Source organism: Shewanella sp. MM_2022_3, from assembly GCF_022557375.1.
Classification (GTDB): Bacteria; Pseudomonadota; Gammaproteobacteria; order Enterobacterales; family Shewanellaceae; genus Shewanella; species Shewanella xiamenensis.
In genome coordinates this window covers 21,223-41,772 of record NZ_JAKZGV010000029.1, presented here as the reverse complement: position 1 = coordinate 41,772, position 20,550 = coordinate 21,223, and the positions used below count along the sequence as shown (strand labels likewise).

Sequence of the window (20,550 nt, the reverse complement as noted above, 5' to 3'; positions counted from 1 at the left end):
TTAAGCCAAACAGCAATTGTTACTTTCTTCTGTGCGTAAATTAGATCTATGATTAATATTAACCTCCCCTTCGGCCTTGCCTATGTTATCCGCCATTTCCAAGTACTGCTATCGATTGTTATTAGGTGTGAGCTTAGGTTATTCAGGGCTAAGCTTTGCGGTAGCCGCTCCAGTGCGTTTAGTCACAGAAGCTTGGCCGCCTATGAGTTTTGAGCAAGATGGTGTACCCACTGGTTTTGGGGTGGAACTGGTGAATATGCTGCAAGCTCGCCTTGGACAGCAAGAAAAGATTGAAGTATTGCCTTGGGCGCGGGCGTATTCGATCGCGAGTACAACGGCAAATGTGCTGCTGTTTGCGACATCTATCAGCGATGAGCGGGAAGCCAATTTTGATTTTATTGGCCCCATCGCGACTAGCAACATTACTCTTTACACCAGAGCGGACGATCCTATCAGCATCAATCACTTGTTAGATGTGAATACGGCGGGAATCGTTGGTGTGTATCGAGAGTCTGTGGGGGCACAACTGTTGCAACAGCAGGGAGTTAATGCCCTCTTAGTGGCAAGTTTTCCACAGCAATCGGCTAAACAGCTGTTGTTTTCGCGGATACGATTCTGGTGTCAGGCTGATCTGGCGGTAAAGCATATACTTGAAGATGTTGGGGCGAAGGAGTCGGCTATTAAACCTGTTTATATTATCGCTGAAATCCATCTTTATCTTGCTTTCTCGAAGGGGACACCTGCCGAGACTGTGCAGCGTTGGCAAGTTGAGTTAGAAAAGCTAAAAGAGTCAGGGGAGTTTGCAAAGGTCTATCAAAAATGGTTTGGCGCACTGCAGCCCCCCCTCGAAAATCAGATTTTTTGGCGTAAAAATAATTCAGCTAGCAGGTAAGTTCCGCAGCTTTAACACAGTTTCTTCCGGCATTTTTGGCTTCGTACAGCGCGCTATCTGCCCGTTTCAGTAAACGGGCAAAGCTTTCATCTTGAGGCTTTGTCTCTGGACATAAGGTGGCAACTCCTGCACTGACGGTCAGTTTTAACTCTTCCGGTAAATTAATGGTGCCGTAACGGCTGATTAAGCTTTGTAATTCATGGGCCAGCTCCCAAACGCGTTCAGCGCTGGTATTGGGTAATAAGATCAAAAACTCCTCACCGCCGATCCTGCCGACTTGATTGCGGTCCGCGGCAAATTCTTTGCAGGCCTGGGCTATGGTTAAAAGTGCTTGGTCGCCAATTTCGTGGCCGAAGTTATCGTTGATTTTTTTAAAATGATCGGCATCGAAGATGATGATCGAAAAAGGCATTTGCTGTTTAATCGCTTGCTGAAAATACTGTTCTGCTTGGGCATATATATGCCTGCGATTAGGCAATTGGGTGAGATAATCGGTTAAGGCGATTGTTTGTAGTTGGCGGTTTCTGTGCACTTGCTTATAGGCAAATAGCGACACTATGCCCAAAATACAGCCCGTCAACAGTAGAATGATAAGCTGTAGTGACTTATTTTTTTCGAGCAATGCTAGTTCTTGCTCTTTTAATTTTTGTTTATCAATCAATCGCTTGTTTTCAGACTCGATCCTACTGGTATCAAATTTTACTTTTAATTCAGTTGTCTGGTGAGCCGTGGAGTTGTTATCAACTTTCTTCGTTAGATCAACAAATTGCTGCAGAGTATAGTAGGCTTGCTGTAAGTCCCCCATCGCAGCATAGATATCACTCTTGAGTTGTAACAGTTGAATAAGACCACGGTCATTATGCATGGTCCGAAAAGCATTTTCGGCTGAGGCTAGTTCAGTTAGCGCCTCTGGGTAAAGAGCTTGTTGAGAAAGGATTTTTGCCATAAACAGCTTCATAAAACCATAAGCTCCGGGCTCTTTCTCTGTAATGTCGAGTGCAGCCTCCTTTAAATAGTTTTCCGCTTCCTGTAACCGGTTTAATTGAATAAGACTGTAGGCTATATTCGTTGCATTTATTGCAGCCACAAGCTTGTACTTGTGATCTTTAAAATATTGGTAACTAAAGCGAAAGTTCTCTATTGCTTGCTCATGCTCCCCTATTTCATCTAGGGCGAGTCCAATATCTGAAGTTACACCAGCAACTTGATCCATATTGCCATTTTTTAAATATAACTCTTTGAGTTTTTGATAGTATTTTATTGCGCTTTCAGGGTCGCCATAGCGTCTAAAGCTGGTGGCAATATCGGTCAAGTTTATATTGGCCCAGCCTGTGAGATTTAATGATTCATAAAGCCCTTGGGCGGTGACAAGATCGTCTAATGCCTCTGAAAAGTCACCAATATAGGAGTGTAGTGCTCCACGAAGACTGCGGGCATCGGCAATGAGTTTTATATCTTCATGCGCGTATGCGCTTTTCACGCCTTTACTATAACTTTCCATAGCTCCGCTAATATCACCACTTAGCTGTAAAAACCAAGCATGGCAAAGGGTTATATCGGTAATAAAATGGGCCGAAGCGGTAGATGGAATATGTGAGAGCATTTGCTCGGCATAATTAAGCGCGTTAGTTATTTGGCCTTCATCATCTGAAGGTTGGCTCCAGCACTTGATTTGATTAAGTTTTTCAATACGTTCTATATCATCACTTGAGATGTACTGCTCTAGTAAAGCAATATTTTTCTCGATGGCTTCACGGGACATTGTCTCGCCGCTATCAAATAATTTGAATATTTGTTCGACCTGTGGCGGCTCTTCAGCTAAAGCTAGGTATGCTTGCCCGGTGAAGAGGAGTAGTGCTATGGCAAAGAATCGTCGGCAATATCGCAAGAGATAGATTTCCTGTTCACTTTGAAACAGATAGCTAACTATTATCCTAACATAAGTTTTTCACTAATTGTTTACATTGTGTATTGGCAATTTTTGCATTCATTCCGCTATCAAGGTATAAACGTCGCCTTGGATCTCACCCAATAAGGAAAACCCTTGAAAAAATTACTCTGTGTCGCACTGTTACTGTTCACGGGAGCGAGTTGGGCAAACTCGGATGATATCGAGACCTCGGGCGATGTGGTTCATTTACTCCTGCCGGCGACGGCTTTGGGCGCGACCCTATTCTATGAAGAGGGGAATGAAGGTTCGTGGCAATTACTTAAAGCAGCAGTCTCGAGCCGAGTCATAGTCGAAGGGCTTAAGCTGGGTGTCAATAAGGATAGACCCGATGGCAGTGGTGATGATTCTTTCCCATCCGGACACACCTCGGATAGTTTTATGGCAGCCACGTTTATTCAGCAGCGTTATGGCTGGCAATATGGTCTGCCGGCGTATCTTGCTGCGACTTATGTGGGTTATACCCGAGTCGAGAGCGATAAGCACTATTTAGAAGATGTCCTCGCCGGCGCAGTCATTGGCGCACTGGCGGGTTGGTATTTTACTGAGCCCTATAAAGGGATCACAGTGACACCGTTAGCCCATAATGGGGTTTATGGTTTATATATTAGCGGTCAATTTTAAGTTGTTTATAAAAGAGAGTCATTATGGCTGAAGTATCAGTTGAGTATCGCGAAACTGCCGAGCGCATTTCTTACAATGTTGCCAATAAAGTGTTACCTATGGCGAAATTGCCCGAGAGCCTATTAGCGGCCTATCAAGGTTTATGTGCCGAGCTGTTAGAAGACAGAGAAACTAAATTTAGCCAAGCGTGGGATGCGTTACCCGCCAGTGCGCGTAATTTAATGCCACAGGCTGAATTCCATGGTTTTTATATCGCTAATGCTTGGTTGCAACTCAGCCGTGTTGCACAGGAGATTTCTGAGCAGGCGGATACGGATGAAGCGATTAACGAGAAGGAATATAACGGGATATTTACCCGTTTGGCCGATGAGTCGCTCAAGGAAAGCCTGCGTAAGTTGAAAAAGGCCCGCACAGATCGTTCTATGCTCAATAGCTTTAAACAGGTGATGGCGCCTTAAGCTGTGAGTTTGACCCAATAAAAAGCCCGTCGATTGACGGGCTTTTTATTGGAATAATGTCTGAAATTAGAAAGAAGTACGCTTATAACGGCGGTACTCTGGCTTCCAGAAATTATCTTCGATAGATTGCATCAGCAGCTCATCACTCGCAGGCAAGGATAGTCCTTGTTCAATCGCCACTTTACCGACGGCGAACGCAATATGCTTACTCACTGAGTGAATATCTTCCAGCTTTGGCAGGAGTGGCCCTGAGCCATTAATGGCTAACGGTGAGCATTCGGCGAGCGCGCGGCTCGATGCCATTAACATCGCATCGGAGACATGGCGGGCACCCGAGGCGAGTACACCTAAACCAATGCCTGGGAAGATAAAGCTGTTGTTACATTGCGCGATTTCATAGGTCTCGCCATCAACAACCACAGGTTCGAACGGGCTACCCGTTGCCACTAAGGCTTGGCCAGACGTCCAGTGCAGAATGTCTTTTGGCGTCGCTTCAACACGGCTGGTGGGGTTTGACAGTGGGAAGATAATTGGGCGTTCGCAGTGGCTATGCATGGCACGAACAATTTCTTCGGTAAACAAACCCGGTGCGCCCGATACGCCAATCAGCACCGTTGGCTTAGCGTTATTGACCACATCGAGCAGTGAAATATTGTCGCTGAAGTTATTCCAGTTGCTGATATCGGCACATTTTTGGGCCAATTTTTGTTGGAATGGCAACAGGTTAGGCATGTTGTCGAGTAGCAGACCCCAACGGTCAACCATGCAGACTTGGCTACGGGCTTGCTCGTCGCTGATCCCTTCAGACACCATTTGCGCAACGATAGCTTCGGCAATACCGCAGCCTGCGCTACCCGCACCTAAAAAGGCAACTCGTTGTTTGTTCAGCTCTGTGCCCGCAGCTTTACAGGCGGCGAGTAATGAACCCACAGTCACAGCGGCGGTGCCTTGAATGTCATCGTTAAAGCAGCAGTAGCGATCCTTATAACGCTCAAGGATTGGCATCGCATTCTTTTGGGCAAAATCTTCGAATTGGATCAGAGTATCTGGCCAACGTACATGCACGGCTTGCATAAAGGCTTCGATAAACTCGGCATACTCTTCGCCACCAATACGCGGATGGCGCCAACCCATGTACATAGGATCTTCCAGCAACTGTGGATTGTCGGTACCTACGTCTAAGGTTATTGGCAGTGTATACGCGGGACTGATCCCACCACAGCTGGTATAGAGTGACAATTTACCAATCGGGATCCCCATGCCGCCAATACCCTGGTCGCCTAAGCCTAAGATGCGCTCACCGTCGGTCACAACGATGATTTTTACTTTTTGGCGAGTCGAGTTATTGAGGATGTCGTCAATTCTGTCTTTGTTTGGGTAAGAGATGAACAGACCACGGTTACGGCGATAGTTTTTCGAGAAGCGCTCACAGGCCAAACCTACCGTTGGGGTGTAGATAATTGGCATCATTTCGCTGATATGATTTTGCACTAAACGATAAAACAGGGTTTCGTTGGTGTCTTGAATGTTGCGCAGATAAATGTGCTTATCGAGATCGTTATTGAAACTTCTGAACTGATCGTAGGCGCGCGAAGCCTGTTCTTCAATGGTTTCAATGGCGTAGGGTACTAGGCCTTCGAGGTTAAAGAAAATACGCTCTTCTTCCGAAAATGCACTGCCCTTGTTAATTAAGGGAGCTTCAAGAATGGCAGGTCCTGCAAACGGAAGATAGAGGGGGCGTTTATTATCGTCCATGGGTAACCTTTGAGTTATTGTTTAAGTGGTTCGGTACGTGCTTGAGACGTGCTATAGGTCACGTAAGGTTATCACGAAATGTGATCTTTGTTGCCTGTGTCGTGCGCTATTTGTGGCTTTTTTTGCAGCACAGGCAATTCTTACTGTTTAAAACAGGCTTCTGTTAAATTGTTGTAAATGCTTTTGCCGAGTAAATGGCTGTTTAACGGCTTTATTGAAACAAAAACGCAGCCTAGGCTGCGTAATAGAATCACTGCATTTCGAGCACTAAATTGATGGATTGATATCCCACAGCGCCTTGGGCTAGCTGGCAGCTATCATTTAGCATAGGTTTAATCGTTAATCTGGCTTTATTTACCATGACTTGGTTTTGCTCTTCATCTAAGCATGCACTCTTCACCCATTGTGTAAAATTATTCACTACTGGCTTAGTTACTTGGGGTGAATTAGAGGTGGCTGCTACTGCAGTTTTCCTTATTGTTAATTCAGCAATTTTATTGCCCTCTTTGTCCATAGTGAGCACTGACCCCTTAGTGAGATAATGGGATATAGCGTTTATTTGAGTGTGAAAACTGTGTGCGGTTTTCTGCTTTACTTGTTCAATAACCCATACGCCATGTTGCCCAGAAACTGTGAGTTTTTGTGATTTAGTATCAACCAGTAAAGCTGTGTTTTCATCAATTCCAAACGCCATCTCAGTACCAGTATTTGCGGCCAAGATCAGTAAGCGTAGCTGGCGATCCCGTTCAGTAAAGTGGGTATCGAGAATGCCAAAGGGGAAAAATCCTAAGCCCCCTTCAGGTCGGTAAGTCACTGCTGTAGCTGGAATTGCACCATCACAATTATTGAGTTCACAGCGTTCACTTGGCGCCTTTGCGGCATACGTGCCAAAGGTGAGTGCCCCCTCGCTGGTGCCACCAGTAATCATATTATGTTGGGTCATGACTGCTGTGCCAGCACTGGTGCCGCCGATAACGATTTGTTGCTGAGCAAAGCGCTTTTTAACCAGTGTTAAGGCGTCACTTGGTTGACCCTCAGGCGTTAGCCAGGCTTTTAGGGTTAGACTTTGATCGCCTCCGTTGAGGAACAATCCATCCATTTGTTCAAGAAACTTGTAAAGTGTGTTTGGATTATCGCAGTAATCATGTTGACGTTGAGTCTTTGCAGGATAGAGCCTTTGTTTATCAATGTTTCCTTGTAGTTGCTGACGGAACAATGGCAGCGTTTTACATTCACCAGTGGCAATTCCTTTTTGCAGGGCTGCGTCAATGGGTAGCCAAATTACCTCTGCGCCCGCTTGCTCAAACACACTTAAATAAAAATGTGCACTTTCAAAGGGATCTCTGGCTGATGCGGTAACGATAGCAATCAGTGGACGCTGTGCCGTCGGTTGCCGTTGTTGACGCTTTTTTAAGGCTTGCTGAACAAACAATCGATAGAGTTCAATGGCATGAGAACTGCGGCTGGCATCAAGTATGACTTGCTCTTGTTTTATCGAACCATCCGCTTGCTGCTGTGCTTCGAGTAAATCGAGTAGGGCAAAATACGTTTTATCATCCAATGAGTTGAATAGCGCGGGGTCGAATTTTACAACCTTTTGTTTTAATTCGTTTAAGGGAATAAGCGCAGGGTATTTTTCCGCGGCTAAGCTAGCATTACGTAAGCTGGTTTTTTGTGTTTGGGTAAGTATGTCGAGGCTGGGATGGGTGAGCGCTCGCTCTAGCCATAATGGACTGAAATCATAGCGAATGTCGCGTTTGGCTGTTGGCGAAAATGCGGTGTTGATTTTGCAATTGTCAGATGACATTGAGCTACAGGTTTTTATTCCTCCACCAACGAGCATTAGGTCAAATTGTAGCTGCTGAGGAGCTTGTTTTTGGGGTTGTAAAATCGGTAACGCATTGAGGTTGGGAGAAACTAATACGCCAAAAAAATAGCAAAACGATAGCAACTTCTTGGATCTAAAAAGTAAGTATTTTGATGATGGATGGTTCATGGTGGCACTCAATAAAAAAGTGTGCGCCATGTATTGACTCGGAGCTTATGTTACGGATAGCCTTTTAACAGGTCAATAACAAAAGACTTCTTTTTATTACATGAACTCCGCAGCAACTCTTTTCCAACGATATCACTACCGCACGTGGTATCTGTCCGAATGGTGGGACGAATAACCTACTGAACACGCTTGTGTTTAGTGGAGTTTGTTCTGCTGTCTAACTCCCCTATCAATGATTTGATAGACGAAAGGCTTTCTGTAAAACATTAACTAATGCCATGCGTATTGACTCACGCACAGCAAAGCCACGTCTCAAAATTCTAATAAAATGATTTTCGGGAGCTTACCATGAGAAGTTCAGTACTTTTATGCACCATTTTTGGCTTGGCGTTGTCACCTATCGCAGTTGCTGTTGCAAATGAATTAGAAAAAAGTTCGCCAAATCAACCTTCGGCAGAACCTGAGGTTGAACGAGTTGCCGTCACTGGTTCTCGCCTTAAGGGTGTGGATATGGAAGGGGCAAATCCCTTACAAAGCTTTAGTCAGGATGAGATCACTAAACGCGGTTATGCATCGGTCAGTGAGTTTCTCAAGGATTTACCTCAGGCTTCGAGTGCGGGAACCTTCTCCGAAACCGGCGGTGTAGGCGGTGCAGATGGCGCTCCTGCGGGAGCCTCCGGTGTGAGTTTACGGGGATTAGGTTCGAGCTCGACCTTAGTACTCGTCAATGGTCGACGGGTTGCTGTGGATTCATTTTCAAATGGCTCGGACTCCTTTGTTAACGTCAACGCGATACCCTTATCAGCCATTGAGCGCATTGATGTATTAACCGATGGCGCCTCATCCATTTATGGCTCAGATGCGATTGCAGGTGTGATTAACTTTATCTTGCGTAAGGATTTTGTTGGGCATGAGCTGACCGCTCAATATGGTGACGATACCTCGGATCATGATGCTAGCCGTAAAAATCTGACCTATGCTGGCGGCTTTGCAACGGAGAAAAGTAATACCACTGTCGTATTCGATTACGCTACCCGTAACCCAATTTTTAACAGTGATAGGCCCGTCAATGTCACGTTTGAATCGAGCACTCGGATGACAATTGATGGTAGCGATTATGCCGAAACCTGGTGTGGTAACGACACCCAAAAGGCGGGCAGCCGTTGTAATTATGACTATGTGATCCAGCGAGCTATTCAGCCTGATTACGAAAATGCTGGGGCGACCTTTAATCATATTTATCGATTGGATAATGGCTTAGAGCTGTTTGCTGAAGGCATGTATCAAAAAAATACTGGCTCAGCATATGAAGCTCCTGCAGGCTATACCGTTGATGTAGCGGGTGACGCGGCGTTTATTCCGCAATATGTGAAGGATATCGATCTTAAAGATGGCGGCGTCAGTGATTTTATCACGGTGAGAACACGCTTTCCTGAGCGCCGAGTGCAGGAATACGATACCCAAAGCTACCGTTTACTGGCGGGCCTGCGTGGTGAATTGGCGGACTGGAGTTGGGAAAGTGCGCTGAGCTATGGTAAGTCTACAAATGAAATCAAAAACATATCTGGCTATATGAATGCGAATTTATTGGACGATGCCGTAGCGATGGGAAAATTTAATCCCTTCAATTTAGGTCGTGATAATACAGAGGCCGAGCTAGCCGCGCTAAGAGATCCCGGAGTTCGACGGGGTGAGTCTGAGGTGCTTTCAGTCGATTTTAATATCAGTGGTGAGTTATTCAATTTACCCGCTGGTACTGTGAGTTCAGTATTTGGTGGTGAATTCCGTAAAGAGGACATATTCGATAAACCGTCGGTTAATGCGGTCAATAACGAGATTATTGGCTTAGGGGCAAGTGATGCCGCAGCAGACCGCACCCAATATGCTGCCTATGGAGAGTTTAATTTTCCGATCACAGAGGCTTTAGATCTGATCGCAGCTTTGCGTTACGACCATTACAGTGATTTTGGTGGCGATGTGAATCCTAAAGTATCGCTGCGTTATCGCCCAATAGATGAACTGGTGCTGAGGGCTTCATGGAGTACAGGTTTTAGGGCGCCATCGCTTTCGCAGCTTGGGGCGGGAACCTCGCTTGGTAGCCAATACATTAATTGCGGGGCGGCTGAGCCTTACAATAGTCTATGCGGTGTTACAGGGGTTGAGTTCGGAGAGCTAGAATTTGATCAAGAAACCATTGGTAACAAAGGTTTAGAGGCTGAAAAGTCTGAGGCATTGAATATAGGAATGTCTTGGAATGCGACGGATAATCTGCAATTTACCGTTGATTACTGGCGTTATGATCACGATGATATTGTCGATATTGATGCTAACACCACCTTGGATGCCTGTATTAAAAATCCCGCAAGTATTGTCGATAGTATCGCCGCACTAGGGGACAACTTTGGCTGCGTGGTGGATAGCCAAGGAGACATTAGCTTCTTACGGACCGGTTACTTCAACGTCGGTAACCAATCGACCGATGGTTTAGATTATAAAGTGGACTATCGTCTTGAAACCGATGCGGCCGGCGAGTTTAGTTTTTATCTCGCGGGTACCGAAACCTTCTCCTTTGAGCGACAGTTGACCCCTTCAACACCGAAGGAAGATTTACTCGGTCGCTTAAGTGGTGCCTCTGAAATTGCTCGCCCAGAGAGCGTGATTGATCTCGGTACGGACTGGCAGCTCAATGATTTGAGTGTGAGTGTGGCTGGGCACTATATCAGTTCATTAGGTGACGGTGATTTTAAGTTTGATAATGAAACCGTGGATAGCTGGCTGACGTTTAGCGCTAGCGTGGGATATGAGTTAGGCGAGCACCATAGCTTATTGTTATCAGTGCGTAACTTAACCGATGAAGAGCCGCCTTATGCTTCATCCCCCACGAATGGTTATGCCAGCTCAGTACATGATTGGCTCGGCCGTCGCTGGAATATGAGTTACACCTTCAAGTTTTAATCAGTCTGTGGGCTGGCTTAATCGTGATTAAGCCAGCCCTTTGTCATCCTATTGATGAAGGTATTCCTCAATGAAATCACCCCAAGCTCGGCAAATGCCCGACGCCTTTGTTATCTTATTTTTTATTGTGTTACTCGCTGCAATCAGCAGCTATCTTGTCCCCGCGGGTTGGTTCGCGATGACGGAGGTCATAGACTCTGCGGGTAATATCGTTAAACGAATTGACCCACAGCAATTTTTTATTGCCCAAGATACTGCCCACCATGTGAGTTGGTTTTCAGCAACGGATAGCACAGGCTTAGTGAACTTTGCCTTTGATGGTATGACCTCGGGCGACAGAATGGGCTCTGCCGTTGGGGTGGTTGCCTTTATTCTTATTGTAGGCGGCGCCTTTGGGGTGGTAATGGATACCGGGGCGATTACCGCCTGTATTATGGCCGTGATCCGCCAATTGCATCGTAGTCAAATGTTGCTGATCCCGTTGCTGTTTGTGATTTTTTCACTCAGTGGTGCTGTCTATGGAATGAGTGAAGAAGCGATTGCGTTTTGTATTGTTCTATTACCCTTATTCAACGCCTTGGGTTACAACGCGGCAACGGTTGTGATGGTGACTTATCTGTCGACCCAAATTGGTTTTGCCACCTCTTGGATGAACCCTTTTAGTGTGGCAATCGCCCAAGGGATTGCCGATGTGCCGTTAATGTCAGGCGCGGGTCTGCGAATGGCCATTTGGTGTTTGTTTACCGCTGTTGGACTGGCCTTTACCCTGCATTATGCCAACAAACACCGTAGCCCTTTGCTAGATAAATCCGAGCAACTTGAGCAGCGTTCCCTAAACACTCAATGCACTTCCTTTGATATCATAGTGTTGCTCTGTTTACTTGGGGTGATCCTTTGGGTTATTTGGGGAGTGGTGGCTAAGGGGTATTATATTCCCCAAATCGCCAGCCAATTTTTTACCTTAGCTTTACTGGTTGGATTCATTAGCGTTTTATGGCGCAAACGCAGTTTGAACCAAATTTCTATGGCGTTCCAACGGGGGGCAAGTGAGTTGCTCCCTGCTGCTATGATAGTCGGATTTGCCAAAGGGGTGGTGTTACTGCTGGGGGGAGATGATCCGCAGCAGCCTTCCATTTTGAATACTGTGCTGCATTATGCCGGATTGTGGTTGGCTTCTTTGCCGGATGCTATTTCTGCACTGCTGATGTATGTGTTTCAATCGGTGATGAATTTTTTTGTGGCATCGGGTTCCGGACAGGCTGCGCTGACTATGCCGATTATGGCACCGCTGGCGGATATTACCGGGATTAGTCGTCAGGTGGCGGTATTATGTTTTCAATTAGGGGATGGGTTAACCAATTTAGTCATCCCAACGTCAGCTTCACTCATGGGCTGTTTAGGTGTTGCTAAATTGTCCTATGGCCAATGGCTCGCACTGATTTGGCGCTTTCAGCTCTTGTTGACGCTTATGGCGAGTGTCGTTGTTTTATTTGCTATTTTTACAGGATATCACTGATGTTAACTTTAATTCGTAATGCCTTGGTTTACTCGCCGCAATTACTGGGGCTTCAGGATGTCTTATTTTGTGGGCCGAACGTACTGCAAATCGCTAAAGGGATTAAGGTACCGGACGTGGCTTGGGTCGAAGAAGTTGATGCCAATGGTTGTATTTTAATCCCTGGTTTAGTCGATCCTTTAGTGCATATTACTGGTGGTGGTGGTGAGGGGGGGTACCATACGCGCACGCCCGAAATGCAACTTACAGATGCCACACTTGCTGGCGTCACCACCTTAGTGGCCGCGCTTGGGACGGATGCGGTGAGTCGCAGTTTAAATGAGTTAGTGATTAAGGCACGAGCGTTAACCTATGAAGGCTTAAGCGTTTTTTGTTACACCGGCTCCTACGAGTTTCCCGTTAAAACCATTACAGGCGATATCACTCAAGATTTAATGATGATTGATAATGTGATTGGGGTTGGCGAGATCGCCATTGCTGATCACCGCGGTTCACAGCTCACTGCCGCAGAGCTTGCGCGGGTGGCGGCGCAGAGTCGAGTGGGGGGAATGCTCAGTGGTAAAGCGGGCATTGTATTTGTCCATGTAGGGGACGGCGCATCGGGGCTGCAATTATTACATCAGGTTGCACAGCAATCGGATATTCCTTTGACTCAGTTTTATCCGACGCATATCAATCGCTCACAATCGCTGTTAGAGCAAGGGGTTGAATTTGCTAAAAAGGGTGGGGTCATTGATTTTACCACATCGACCAACCAACATTTCTTAAATGAAGGCGAAGTGTCAGTCACCGCTGCGGTTAAATTTGCGTTGGATCAGGGGGTTGATTCGAGTCGAATAAGCTTAAGTTCTGACGGTAATGCCAGCCTGCCCGTATTTGATCGTGCGGGGGAATGTATTGGGGTTGAGGTGGGGCAAGTCAGCAGTTTGTTTTACGCCATGTTGGCACTGGTTAAAAGTGGTTTTTCACTAGAGCAAATCCTCCCGTTGGTGACATCCAATGCGGCACGTAATCTCAAGTTAACGCGTAAAGGGGGCATTGCTCTCGATAAAGATGCTGATTTTGTTTTGTTAAACAATGATCTCGCTATTAATAAAGTCTGGGGTAAGGGCAAACTGTTAGTGGATGATGGGATTGCCGTTAAATTGGGTACCTTTGAGGTTTGCTAGGACGTGTTGAGATGATTCTTTGAGCTAGATTGATGCTTTAGAACAAAAAAATCCGAATATCATCGCTATTCGGATTTTTAAATTTCAGGCTAATCTTAGCGAGGCATTGATTTCAGCAGGATTATACGCCGCGATATTTTAATGATAGACCACGGATAAAGTTGCGCAGGATCTGATCGCCACAGGCTTTGAAGTTTTTATGGTCCGGGTTGCGGAACAGGGCACTTAATTCAGATTTAGACATTTGCACGTCGGCGAGCGCTAGGGTGGCCACAATATCTTCTTCACGCATTTCGAGGGCAACCCGTAATTTTTTGAAGATTAAGTTATTGTTTAAGTTTGATACTGGTTTGGGGATTTCAGCACCTTCACGCAGACCACGTTTTTCGATGATTAGACCATCTAAAAACTGACACAGGGTCGTATCGTTACAGGCCTTATAGCCTTCTTCCTCTTCTTTGCGCAGTAAGTTAATCATCTCTTCGGTGGAGACTTCTCGTCCAACTTTGGCAAAAATCTTAATCATTTTGGCATTGCTGAAATCGAATACGAAGCGTAAACGGCGCAAAATATCATTGTTTATCATGGTCATCTCTAGGCGCGGCTGCGCAGTCTGGTTTAAGAGCTGATAGTATATACCCAAACAACCTGAAGAGGCAGGATTCAGCGGTATTTGTGGTGTTAATCATTAATATCACGCTTGCGTTGAACACCTGCTAGGCCTTTACCCAGTACCAGTAAATAAAAAGTACGGCAAAAATAAGTAAATAACTTAAGCCTATCCAAGAGAGGCATTTCATCTTTGTACCGTAGCGGTCAGCTTCTGGGAGTTGGCTGCTGGTCATTAAGCGATAATTTAACCATGCAAAGACCACTGTGGTCATAAAGGCCAAGATCATCACAAACTCCAGTAATGGCAGCAGTGCGCCCTTAAAAAACAGGATTAACAACAATCCTAACGCACTGACACCGAGCATAATGCCTGTCAGACGTTTATCCGCTTGTACTTCTGACACTACTGACTTGGAGAGTAGTTGCCAGCCCATGTTTAGGGTGCGGCTATAGCCATCGATAACAGTTACTGTGGTGCTGAAAATACATAAAAACGCCACTATGCCAATCAAATAGCGGCTTTCACCGCCCATGACTTGGCTGTATAAGTTGATTAACTGATTTGCAAATTGGGCTCCCGATTCAGAGAAATGTTCGCCGCTGCCATGCATTATAAGGGCGCCCAAGGCCAGAAAAACCACCGCCAGCAGGGCGGTGACGATATAGCCTAAGTTAAAATCGAGCAGAGCTTGGGATGGTGTTACCGGTGAAGTCTTTTGTTTTTCCAGCAACCACAAGGAATTCCATGCGCTGACTTCAATCGGTGCTGGCATCCATCCCATCATCGCGACTAAAAATCCCACATGGGCCCACTGCCAAGGTGAGGGCGACACAAACTGACTTTCCAGTGGTTTCATATGATCAAATGCCAGCGCGACCGCAATTAAAGTGGTGAGCGTCAGGGCAAACATAATGATTTTGGTCAGTTTATCGAGCAGAGAATAATGCCCTAAAATCAATAACAACAGTGAGCTTATCAGCACCAGTAACGCCAAAATATCTATGGGTAACGGAATAAACTGGGTGAGCATGGCGGCTGTTAGCATGCAGACCCCAGCGGTGCTTGCAATAGAGGCGATCACATTGAGGCCTGTGAATAGCCATAGATAACCCGGTCCCTGTTTAAGATAACCATGCAGCAGGCTTTCCCCTGTGGCGGCGGTGTAACGGGCACCTGCGGCAAAAAATGGATATTTCAGCAAGTTCACGCCAAGAATGACCCAAGCCAATTGCCAACCAAATTCAGCACCTGCGCGAGTCGATGATACTAAATGTGAAGCCCCTATCGCGGCGGCAGCCATTAACACACCGGGCCCCATTGCTTGTATGCCAAGGGCGAGCTGTGCAGTCCAATTGATGGAGAGTGGTTTCACTTGAGAATTGTCCATAGCGTGATGCGTACTTCCTTATTAGTTTAATTTATCTGTTTGATATTAATGCAAACATTCTGTGTTTGAGTCGAGACATTGATGGTTAATAACCGTATTTGGAGGCGAGTAAGCCTTCGATACGCTTTAAACTTGCGGTTATTTCGACAAGCTGGCCGAGTAGCGCATTACCGTTTGTAGCGGGTAATGCTTCAGGTTGTGGATGCTTGTCACTCAAGCGCTCCTTCTGCTCCAAAATCTGTGCTCTAAAACTAGGGGCATCGACTATGCCCACTAGACTAATTAAGGCACCCGTTCCCGATTGTCCAGCAGTTTCGACTGTGAGTTTATGTAATCCCATTAGGCGCATTATGGGACCTTGGATTAAGGCGATATCGGTGATTTTATCTAAGGGAACGGTATTTTCGGTGCGGGTTAATATGCCTCTACGCACAATAAGTTTTTTGCTGGTGAGACGCGCGCTCATATTGTTGATATAGCGACGCGTCCCCCATAAGCCAAGAGGAAACCAAAGCAATAACAAAGGTATACCTACAATGCTTAGGGTGAAGTAAGCGGCCCCAGCGAGTAACCAATACATGCCTAAGTTGGCTTCAAATTCGGCTTCATGAATCGTTTGTTCTTGCATTTTCGTCCCTATTTTATGCAGTGAGTTGTTAACTATCTTGAGATGTTTGTGCTGAAAAATACATGGTTTTTATTAGTAACAAAAGTTTAACTTTTTCAGTGGGCCATTGACTTTGTTTCACAACACATTACCTTGAATATTGTTAATAAAAAGTTGAATTAAAGTAAATTAATTCCAACAATACTAAAGTTAGGGAATGCAAATGAAAAGACCTCAGATTCTACCCAATGCTTGTGCTATCGCGATCGCAATGGCGTTTGCCCCGAATGTTAGCTATGCAGCTGAAAATGGTGCTGATAAAGTTGAACGTATTGAAGTGACGGGTTCTCGTATTAAGCGTACCGATATCGAGGGACCATCACCCATTCAATCCATCGGCAAAGAAGATATTGCTAACATGGGGTTTGACAACCTGCAGCAGTTACTCGAGCGGATGCCTGCGAACGGTGCAGGTGCTTTCTCTACGCGTGGTAACAGCCAAGACTCAACAGCTAACGGTGGTGCTTCGATCAGTCTGCGTGGCTTAGGCCCTGATGCCACTCTGGTATTGATTAACGGTCGCCGTGTTGCGGCAAGTGCTTTTGCTGAAGGTATCACTAACTCCTTCGTCGACATTAACAACATTCCGGTTTCAGCGATTGAGCGAATAGATATTCTGAAAGATGGTGCGTCGGCGATTTACGGTTCCGATGCGATTGCGGGCGTAGTCAACATTGTCTTGAAAAAAGACATCGAAGGGATTGAGGTTAACTTAGGTTACGGCGATACCCCTGGTACGGGTTACGATGAAACCACGGCGAGTGTTGTCTGGGGAACCAAATCCGAAAAGGGCAGTGCATCTATTATCCTTGATTACTTTAAAAACGAAACGCTGTCAGCGACCGATTTAGGCCGTTTTGGCACTGCGGATCAAAGTCCTTATGGTGGTGAGGATTTTCGCTCTTCCCGTGGTTTCCCCGGTTATTTTTATGTTGATGGCGTGAAGACTATCGACCCATCCTGTCCGCCCGATCGCGCAACAGCTAGTGGCAGTTGTCTATTCGACTACGGCCCTTACAACCTAGTGATCCCTGAAGCTGAACGCATCGGGGCTATTGGTCAATTCGATTACCATTTCAATGACGATTTGACTGCTTTCCTCGAGTTAGCGGCGCAACATAACTCCTCTATTGCGGGTGGTGCGCCCACACCTCTGGATGAAGATGCGGCCTTAACTGTACCGGGTACCCACCCTAATAATCCTTGGGGCAAAGATATTGAAATCGGTCGTTTCCGTACTGTGGATGCGGGCGCACGCCGTTGGGATATTGAGTCTGATACCCTGCGTTTAGTTGCTGGATTACGTGGCACTATCAAAACTTGGGATTGGGAAGCCTCGGTACAACGCGGCCGCAGTGAATCGATGCAAACTGGCGATCGTAGCCAAGGTTGGGTCAGAACCGATTATCTACAAGCTGAGATCGATGCTGGCCGCTACAATCCTTTTGGTGGCACGATGAACTCGCAGGATGTGATCGATGCCATCACGACTAGCCTTGTCCGCCAAGGTTTGTCGAGCATGACTTCATATGCGGCGAACATTTCGGGTCAAGCGTTCACGCTGGCGGACCGCGATATTATGATGGCAGCGGGTGTAGAATACCGTGAAGAAAGCGTGAGCGACGTGCCGGATGAACAGTTCCAACGTGGGCTGATTTTCGGTACCGAAGCGGTTTCTGCGGCGGCCTCTCGTGACCAATACGCGGGTTATGTGGAGTTCTCTATTCCAGTGACAGATAACTTTGAGCTTCAACTTGCAGGTCGTTATGACCACTACAGCGATTTTGGTTCAACCACTAACCCTAAAGTGGCGTTCCAATGGGGGATTACCGATGAGCTGACGAGCCGTGGATCTTGGTCAACGGGTTTCCGTGCACCTTCATTAGCACAAATCGGTTTAGGTCCATCTCGCGAAAGTAGCTTCTTTATCGATACTTATCGCTGCGCCGCCGATGGTGTGGATTGTGAAGCGCTCGACTATAACACTGAATTCCAAGGTAACTCTGAGTTGGATGCCGAAGAGTCAGAAACATGGAACTTGGGGATGATTTGGGCACCAAGCCAGAAGTTTGATATCGGATTCGATGTTTACAGCATTACTCAAGATAACAAGATCGATAAGCAGCCATTGGGTGATATTTACACCGCAAACTGTAATGATCAAAACAGTACTGTGTGTGAGCGTTTAGCACCGCAAGTGGGTCAAACCTTAGGTCCTATCAGCATTATTCACTCAAGCTTTATCAATTTAAGCTCGCAGGATGTGCAGGGTGTTGACCTGTCAACCCACTATGGTCTTGAGTTAGATAACTTTGGTGATTTGAAGTTTGGTCTAGAGTACAGCTACTTACATAACTTCGAAAAAGACGGTCTCGATTACACTGGCGAGTACAAGTTCCCACAACATCGCTGGTTACTCACCACGAACTGGACCATGGATAACTTCGCGGCCAACGTAAACCTGAGTTATATCGGTGAATTCGAAGATACTCCAGATATCGACTTTGATGGCGTGTTAGACTTCGAAACCAACAAGTCTCGTATGGTTGATGCACAGTTATTAGTTGATATGTCAGGTAGTTACCGTTTCAACGAGATGTTTAAGCTGACATTAGGCGTGAACAATGTGTTCGATGAAGAGCCACCGTTTGCGATTGGTGACGGTGATACCGACCTCTATGGTTATGTGATTTCTGTACACAACCCTATGGGACGTTATATCTATACCAAACTGACAATGAACTTCTAATGAGTCATTGGCCGAGTCATTTGAAACGGCGCTTCGGCGCCGTTTTTGTATTTTACTCTGCCGCGACAGAGTGTATCTTCGTTCTCGTTAATCAGTCATCACTAAAAGGACGTTAATATGATCACCTTATATGGCATGCCCCGCAGCCGTGCATTACGAGTCGCCTGGGTGCTAGAAGAGTTAGGCGCCGAGTGGGCCTTTTCGTTTGTGGATATGAATAAGGGCGAGCACCGTAGCGCCGCTTTCTTAACGCTCAATCCCTGTGGCAAAGTGCCTGTGTTAACCGATGATAATCTTGTGTTGTCTGAGTCTGCGGCTATTTGCCTGTATCTGGCGGAGAAGTTTGGCAAGTTGTTACCTGAAGCGGGCAGTGCGGCATCGGGTCTGCATCATCAATGGGTGAGCTTTATTATTACCGAACTCGAGCAGCCTCTATGGACCCTAGGCAAGCATAAATTCGCGCTGCCGGAAGCGCAGCGTCATCCTTCCATCATGCCTTGCGCTGTGTGGGAGTTTAATAAGGCGGCGGCCTTGGCCGAAGCTATGCTGCCCGATAGTGACTTTTTACTCGGTGACACCTTGTCGGTTGCCGATATTCTGCTGGCACATACATTGATGTGGGGCACTTTATTTGAGCAGCAGATCCCGCCTAAATTGGCGGCGTATCGCGATAGAATTGCAGCGCGTCCTGCGCGTAAATCGGCGTTGGCCAAAATGGATGCTGTCGCTGCTGCGGCGCAGGTTTAATCTGATTTAGGCATTAAAAACAAAAGGGCAGAAGATTTACTTCTGCCCTTTTTGCTTAAGTCGTTTAGCGTTTATAGCTGAGTTGCCGCCCATTTCGCACGGCTTTCACGGCTCTCACTTAATCCATTTTGCTCACGGAATGCCTTGTAGGCTTCGACATCGAGATTGACTAAGCTAACATCCACTTCGAGCACCAGTTTACATTCTTTCTTAATGCGCCACGCCGCTGTGTTGTACAGCTCAGTTAACGGCAGCGAGCTTAAAAATTCAGGATTATATTGGGTGTAAACGGCTTGGGTTGGATACACCACGAAGGCTAGGTGACGTTTAGGCTCTTTCTTAAACAAGGCTTCGATTCCGTCTGTGGTATTCAGTACTTGCATCTCGATAATATCGTCGAGATCTAACAGCTTTTTCTGTGCCTGTTCAGGGGCCTGTGTTTCAGCATTTTCCCACGCTAAGACATCGGCTTCGCTGTGGTTGGTCAGTTGTCCAACTTGAGCCGCACTGAGGCTGAGTGATTGGCGTAAGTAGCTCATTTCGATGGCGTTCAAGCCAATATTTTTAGACATAATGCGGTTCTCAAGTTGATAAAAATACAATCTCGGTAAAATCAGTATTTGTTTTTAAGCCAAATATCTTCGACCCATTCCCAGAAGGATTCCCAATAAGTATCGGTAAAGTCACCATTTTGCCAGAAGTGAACTTGGCCATCCTGATCGATACAGTAAAAGTCATCGCCCAATTGGCAGATGGCGATTAAGTCCCTCGGCAAGCCGATTGACCAAGCATAGCAGGTGACTTCGGGTAAATAGGTGTGTGAATAGGGATCGGCTGCGGTCACAGGCTCAATCGCGCCATAAATCACATCACTGGCATGGAGTAGGTATTCCTTTAATTCCCGTGGCAGCGGGATCAAAATCTGTTCCTCAACCTCCACTAACTGCTCGAATGTCGGTAACTCGAGTGGCACAGGTACGGTTTCGCTGCGTTCTTGGAGTTGCTCAATAATGTCGTGCATGGAATTTCCTTAAGGGTCGCCTTATGGCGCGGGATTATATAGGGAAACAAGGC

Annotated in this window: 16 protein-coding genes; 8 read left to right on the top strand and 8 right to left on the bottom strand. The window is 46.3% G+C overall.

The annotated features are described in order from the left end of the window. Positions 1–82: 82 nt before the first annotated feature. Entirely contained in the window at positions 83–892 is an 810-nt protein-coding gene (locus MMG82_RS14400; RefSeq protein WP_172590208.1) for a transporter substrate-binding domain-containing protein, read from the top strand. On the opposite strand, the gene MMG82_RS14395 is transcribed toward MMG82_RS14400, so the two are convergent. Next, entirely contained in the window at positions 882–2,822 is a 1,941-nt protein-coding gene (locus MMG82_RS14395) for a GGDEF domain-containing protein (RefSeq protein ID WP_241407012.1), read from the bottom strand. The two genes, MMG82_RS14400 and MMG82_RS14395, sit on opposite strands and share 11 nt — an antisense overlap. Before the next feature lie 114 nt (positions 2,823–2,936). On the opposite strand from MMG82_RS14395, the gene MMG82_RS14390 reads away from it, so the two are divergent. After that, the gene (locus MMG82_RS14390) at positions 2,937–3,464 is read left to right on the top strand and encodes a phosphatase PAP2 family protein (RefSeq protein ID WP_172589723.1); all 528 of its coding nucleotides are present in this window, start codon (positions 2,937–2,939) and stop codon (positions 3,462–3,464) included. Positions 3,465–3,487: 23 nt separating this feature from the next. Further along, complete coding sequence (locus tag MMG82_RS14385; RefSeq protein WP_037422197.1) at positions 3,488–3,922, top strand: DUF3069 domain-containing protein; 435 nt, start codon at positions 3,488–3,490, stop codon at positions 3,920–3,922. A 66-nt stretch (positions 3,923–3,988) separates the two neighbouring features. Here MMG82_RS14385 and MMG82_RS14380 read toward each other — a convergent pair whose 3' ends face one another. Together MMG82_RS14380 and MMG82_RS14375 are read right to left on the bottom strand one after the other, a co-directional pair. Continuing rightward, positions 3,989–5,677, bottom strand: coding sequence for an NAD-dependent malic enzyme (locus MMG82_RS14380; protein ID WP_023268525.1), 1,689 nt, complete (start codon positions 5,675–5,677; stop codon positions 3,989–3,991). 250 nt (positions 5,678–5,927) lie between these two features. After that, a complete protein-coding gene (locus tag MMG82_RS14375; protein ID WP_241407006.1) occupies positions 5,928–7,673 on the bottom strand; it encodes a cyanophycinase in 1,746 nt (581 codons plus the stop codon). Positions 7,674–8,021: 348 nt separating this feature from the next. Between MMG82_RS14375 and MMG82_RS14370 the strand changes: the two genes are divergently transcribed. The 3 genes from MMG82_RS14370 to iadA all read left to right on the top strand — a co-directional run bounded on the left by MMG82_RS14370 (position 8,022) and on the right by iadA (position 13,313). Beyond that, positions 8,022–10,628, top strand: a complete 2,607-nt coding sequence (locus tag MMG82_RS14370; protein ID WP_241407005.1) for a TonB-dependent receptor — start codon at positions 8,022–8,024, stop codon at positions 10,626–10,628. A gap of 70 nt (positions 10,629–10,698) precedes the next feature. Next, positions 10,699–12,144 (top strand): putative basic amino acid antiporter YfcC, encoded by a 1,446-nt coding sequence (yfcC, locus tag MMG82_RS14365; RefSeq protein ID WP_241407004.1) that lies wholly within the window; start codon positions 10,699–10,701, stop codon positions 12,142–12,144. Continuing rightward, the gene (gene iadA / locus MMG82_RS14360) at positions 12,144–13,313 is read left to right on the top strand and encodes a beta-aspartyl-peptidase (RefSeq protein WP_241407003.1); all 1,170 of its coding nucleotides are present in this window, start codon (positions 12,144–12,146) and stop codon (positions 13,311–13,313) included. Before yfcC ends, iadA begins: the two co-directional genes overlap by 1 nt. A 121-nt stretch (positions 13,314–13,434) precedes the next feature. On the opposite strand, the gene MMG82_RS14355 is transcribed toward iadA, so the two are convergent. From MMG82_RS14355 to MMG82_RS14345, 3 genes are all read right to left on the bottom strand, one after another. Then, positions 13,435–13,899, bottom strand: a complete 465-nt coding sequence (locus MMG82_RS14355) for a DUF1456 family protein (protein ID WP_241407002.1) — start codon at positions 13,897–13,899, stop codon at positions 13,435–13,437. Between the two features lie 130 nt (positions 13,900–14,029). After that, a complete protein-coding gene (locus MMG82_RS14350) occupies positions 14,030–15,313 on the bottom strand; it encodes a divalent metal cation transporter (protein WP_241407001.1) in 1,284 nt (427 codons plus the stop codon). An 85-nt stretch (positions 15,314–15,398) separates the two neighbouring features. Continuing rightward, on the bottom strand, positions 15,399–15,941 hold the full coding sequence (locus tag MMG82_RS14345; RefSeq protein ID WP_241407000.1) for a PH domain-containing protein: 543 nt from the start codon (positions 15,939–15,941) through the stop codon (positions 15,399–15,401). 202 nt (positions 15,942–16,143) lie between these two features. Between MMG82_RS14345 and MMG82_RS14340 the strand changes: the two genes are divergently transcribed. Further along, positions 16,144–18,729 (top strand): TonB-dependent receptor, encoded by a 2,586-nt coding sequence (locus MMG82_RS14340; protein ID WP_037422221.1) that lies wholly within the window; start codon positions 16,144–16,146, stop codon positions 18,727–18,729. A 117-nt stretch (positions 18,730–18,846) separates the two neighbouring features. Next, positions 18,847–19,476 carry a glutathione S-transferase family protein gene (locus tag MMG82_RS14335; RefSeq protein WP_047539415.1) on the top strand — a complete coding sequence of 210 codons (630 nt, stop codon included), beginning with the start codon at positions 18,847–18,849 and terminating at the stop codon, positions 19,474–19,476. A 71-nt stretch (positions 19,477–19,547) separates the two neighbouring features. Here MMG82_RS14335 and MMG82_RS14330 read toward each other — a convergent pair whose 3' ends face one another. Both MMG82_RS14330 and MMG82_RS14325 read right to left on the bottom strand, forming a co-directional pair. Continuing rightward, complete coding sequence (locus tag MMG82_RS14330; RefSeq protein ID WP_047539418.1) at positions 19,548–20,048, bottom strand: DUF4447 family protein; 501 nt, start codon at positions 20,046–20,048, stop codon at positions 19,548–19,550. Positions 20,049–20,089: 41 nt separating this feature from the next. Continuing rightward, entirely contained in the window at positions 20,090–20,497 is a 408-nt protein-coding gene (locus tag MMG82_RS14325) for an SMI1/KNR4 family protein (RefSeq protein ID WP_011623923.1), read from the bottom strand. Positions 20,498–20,550: the final 53 nt, after the last annotated feature.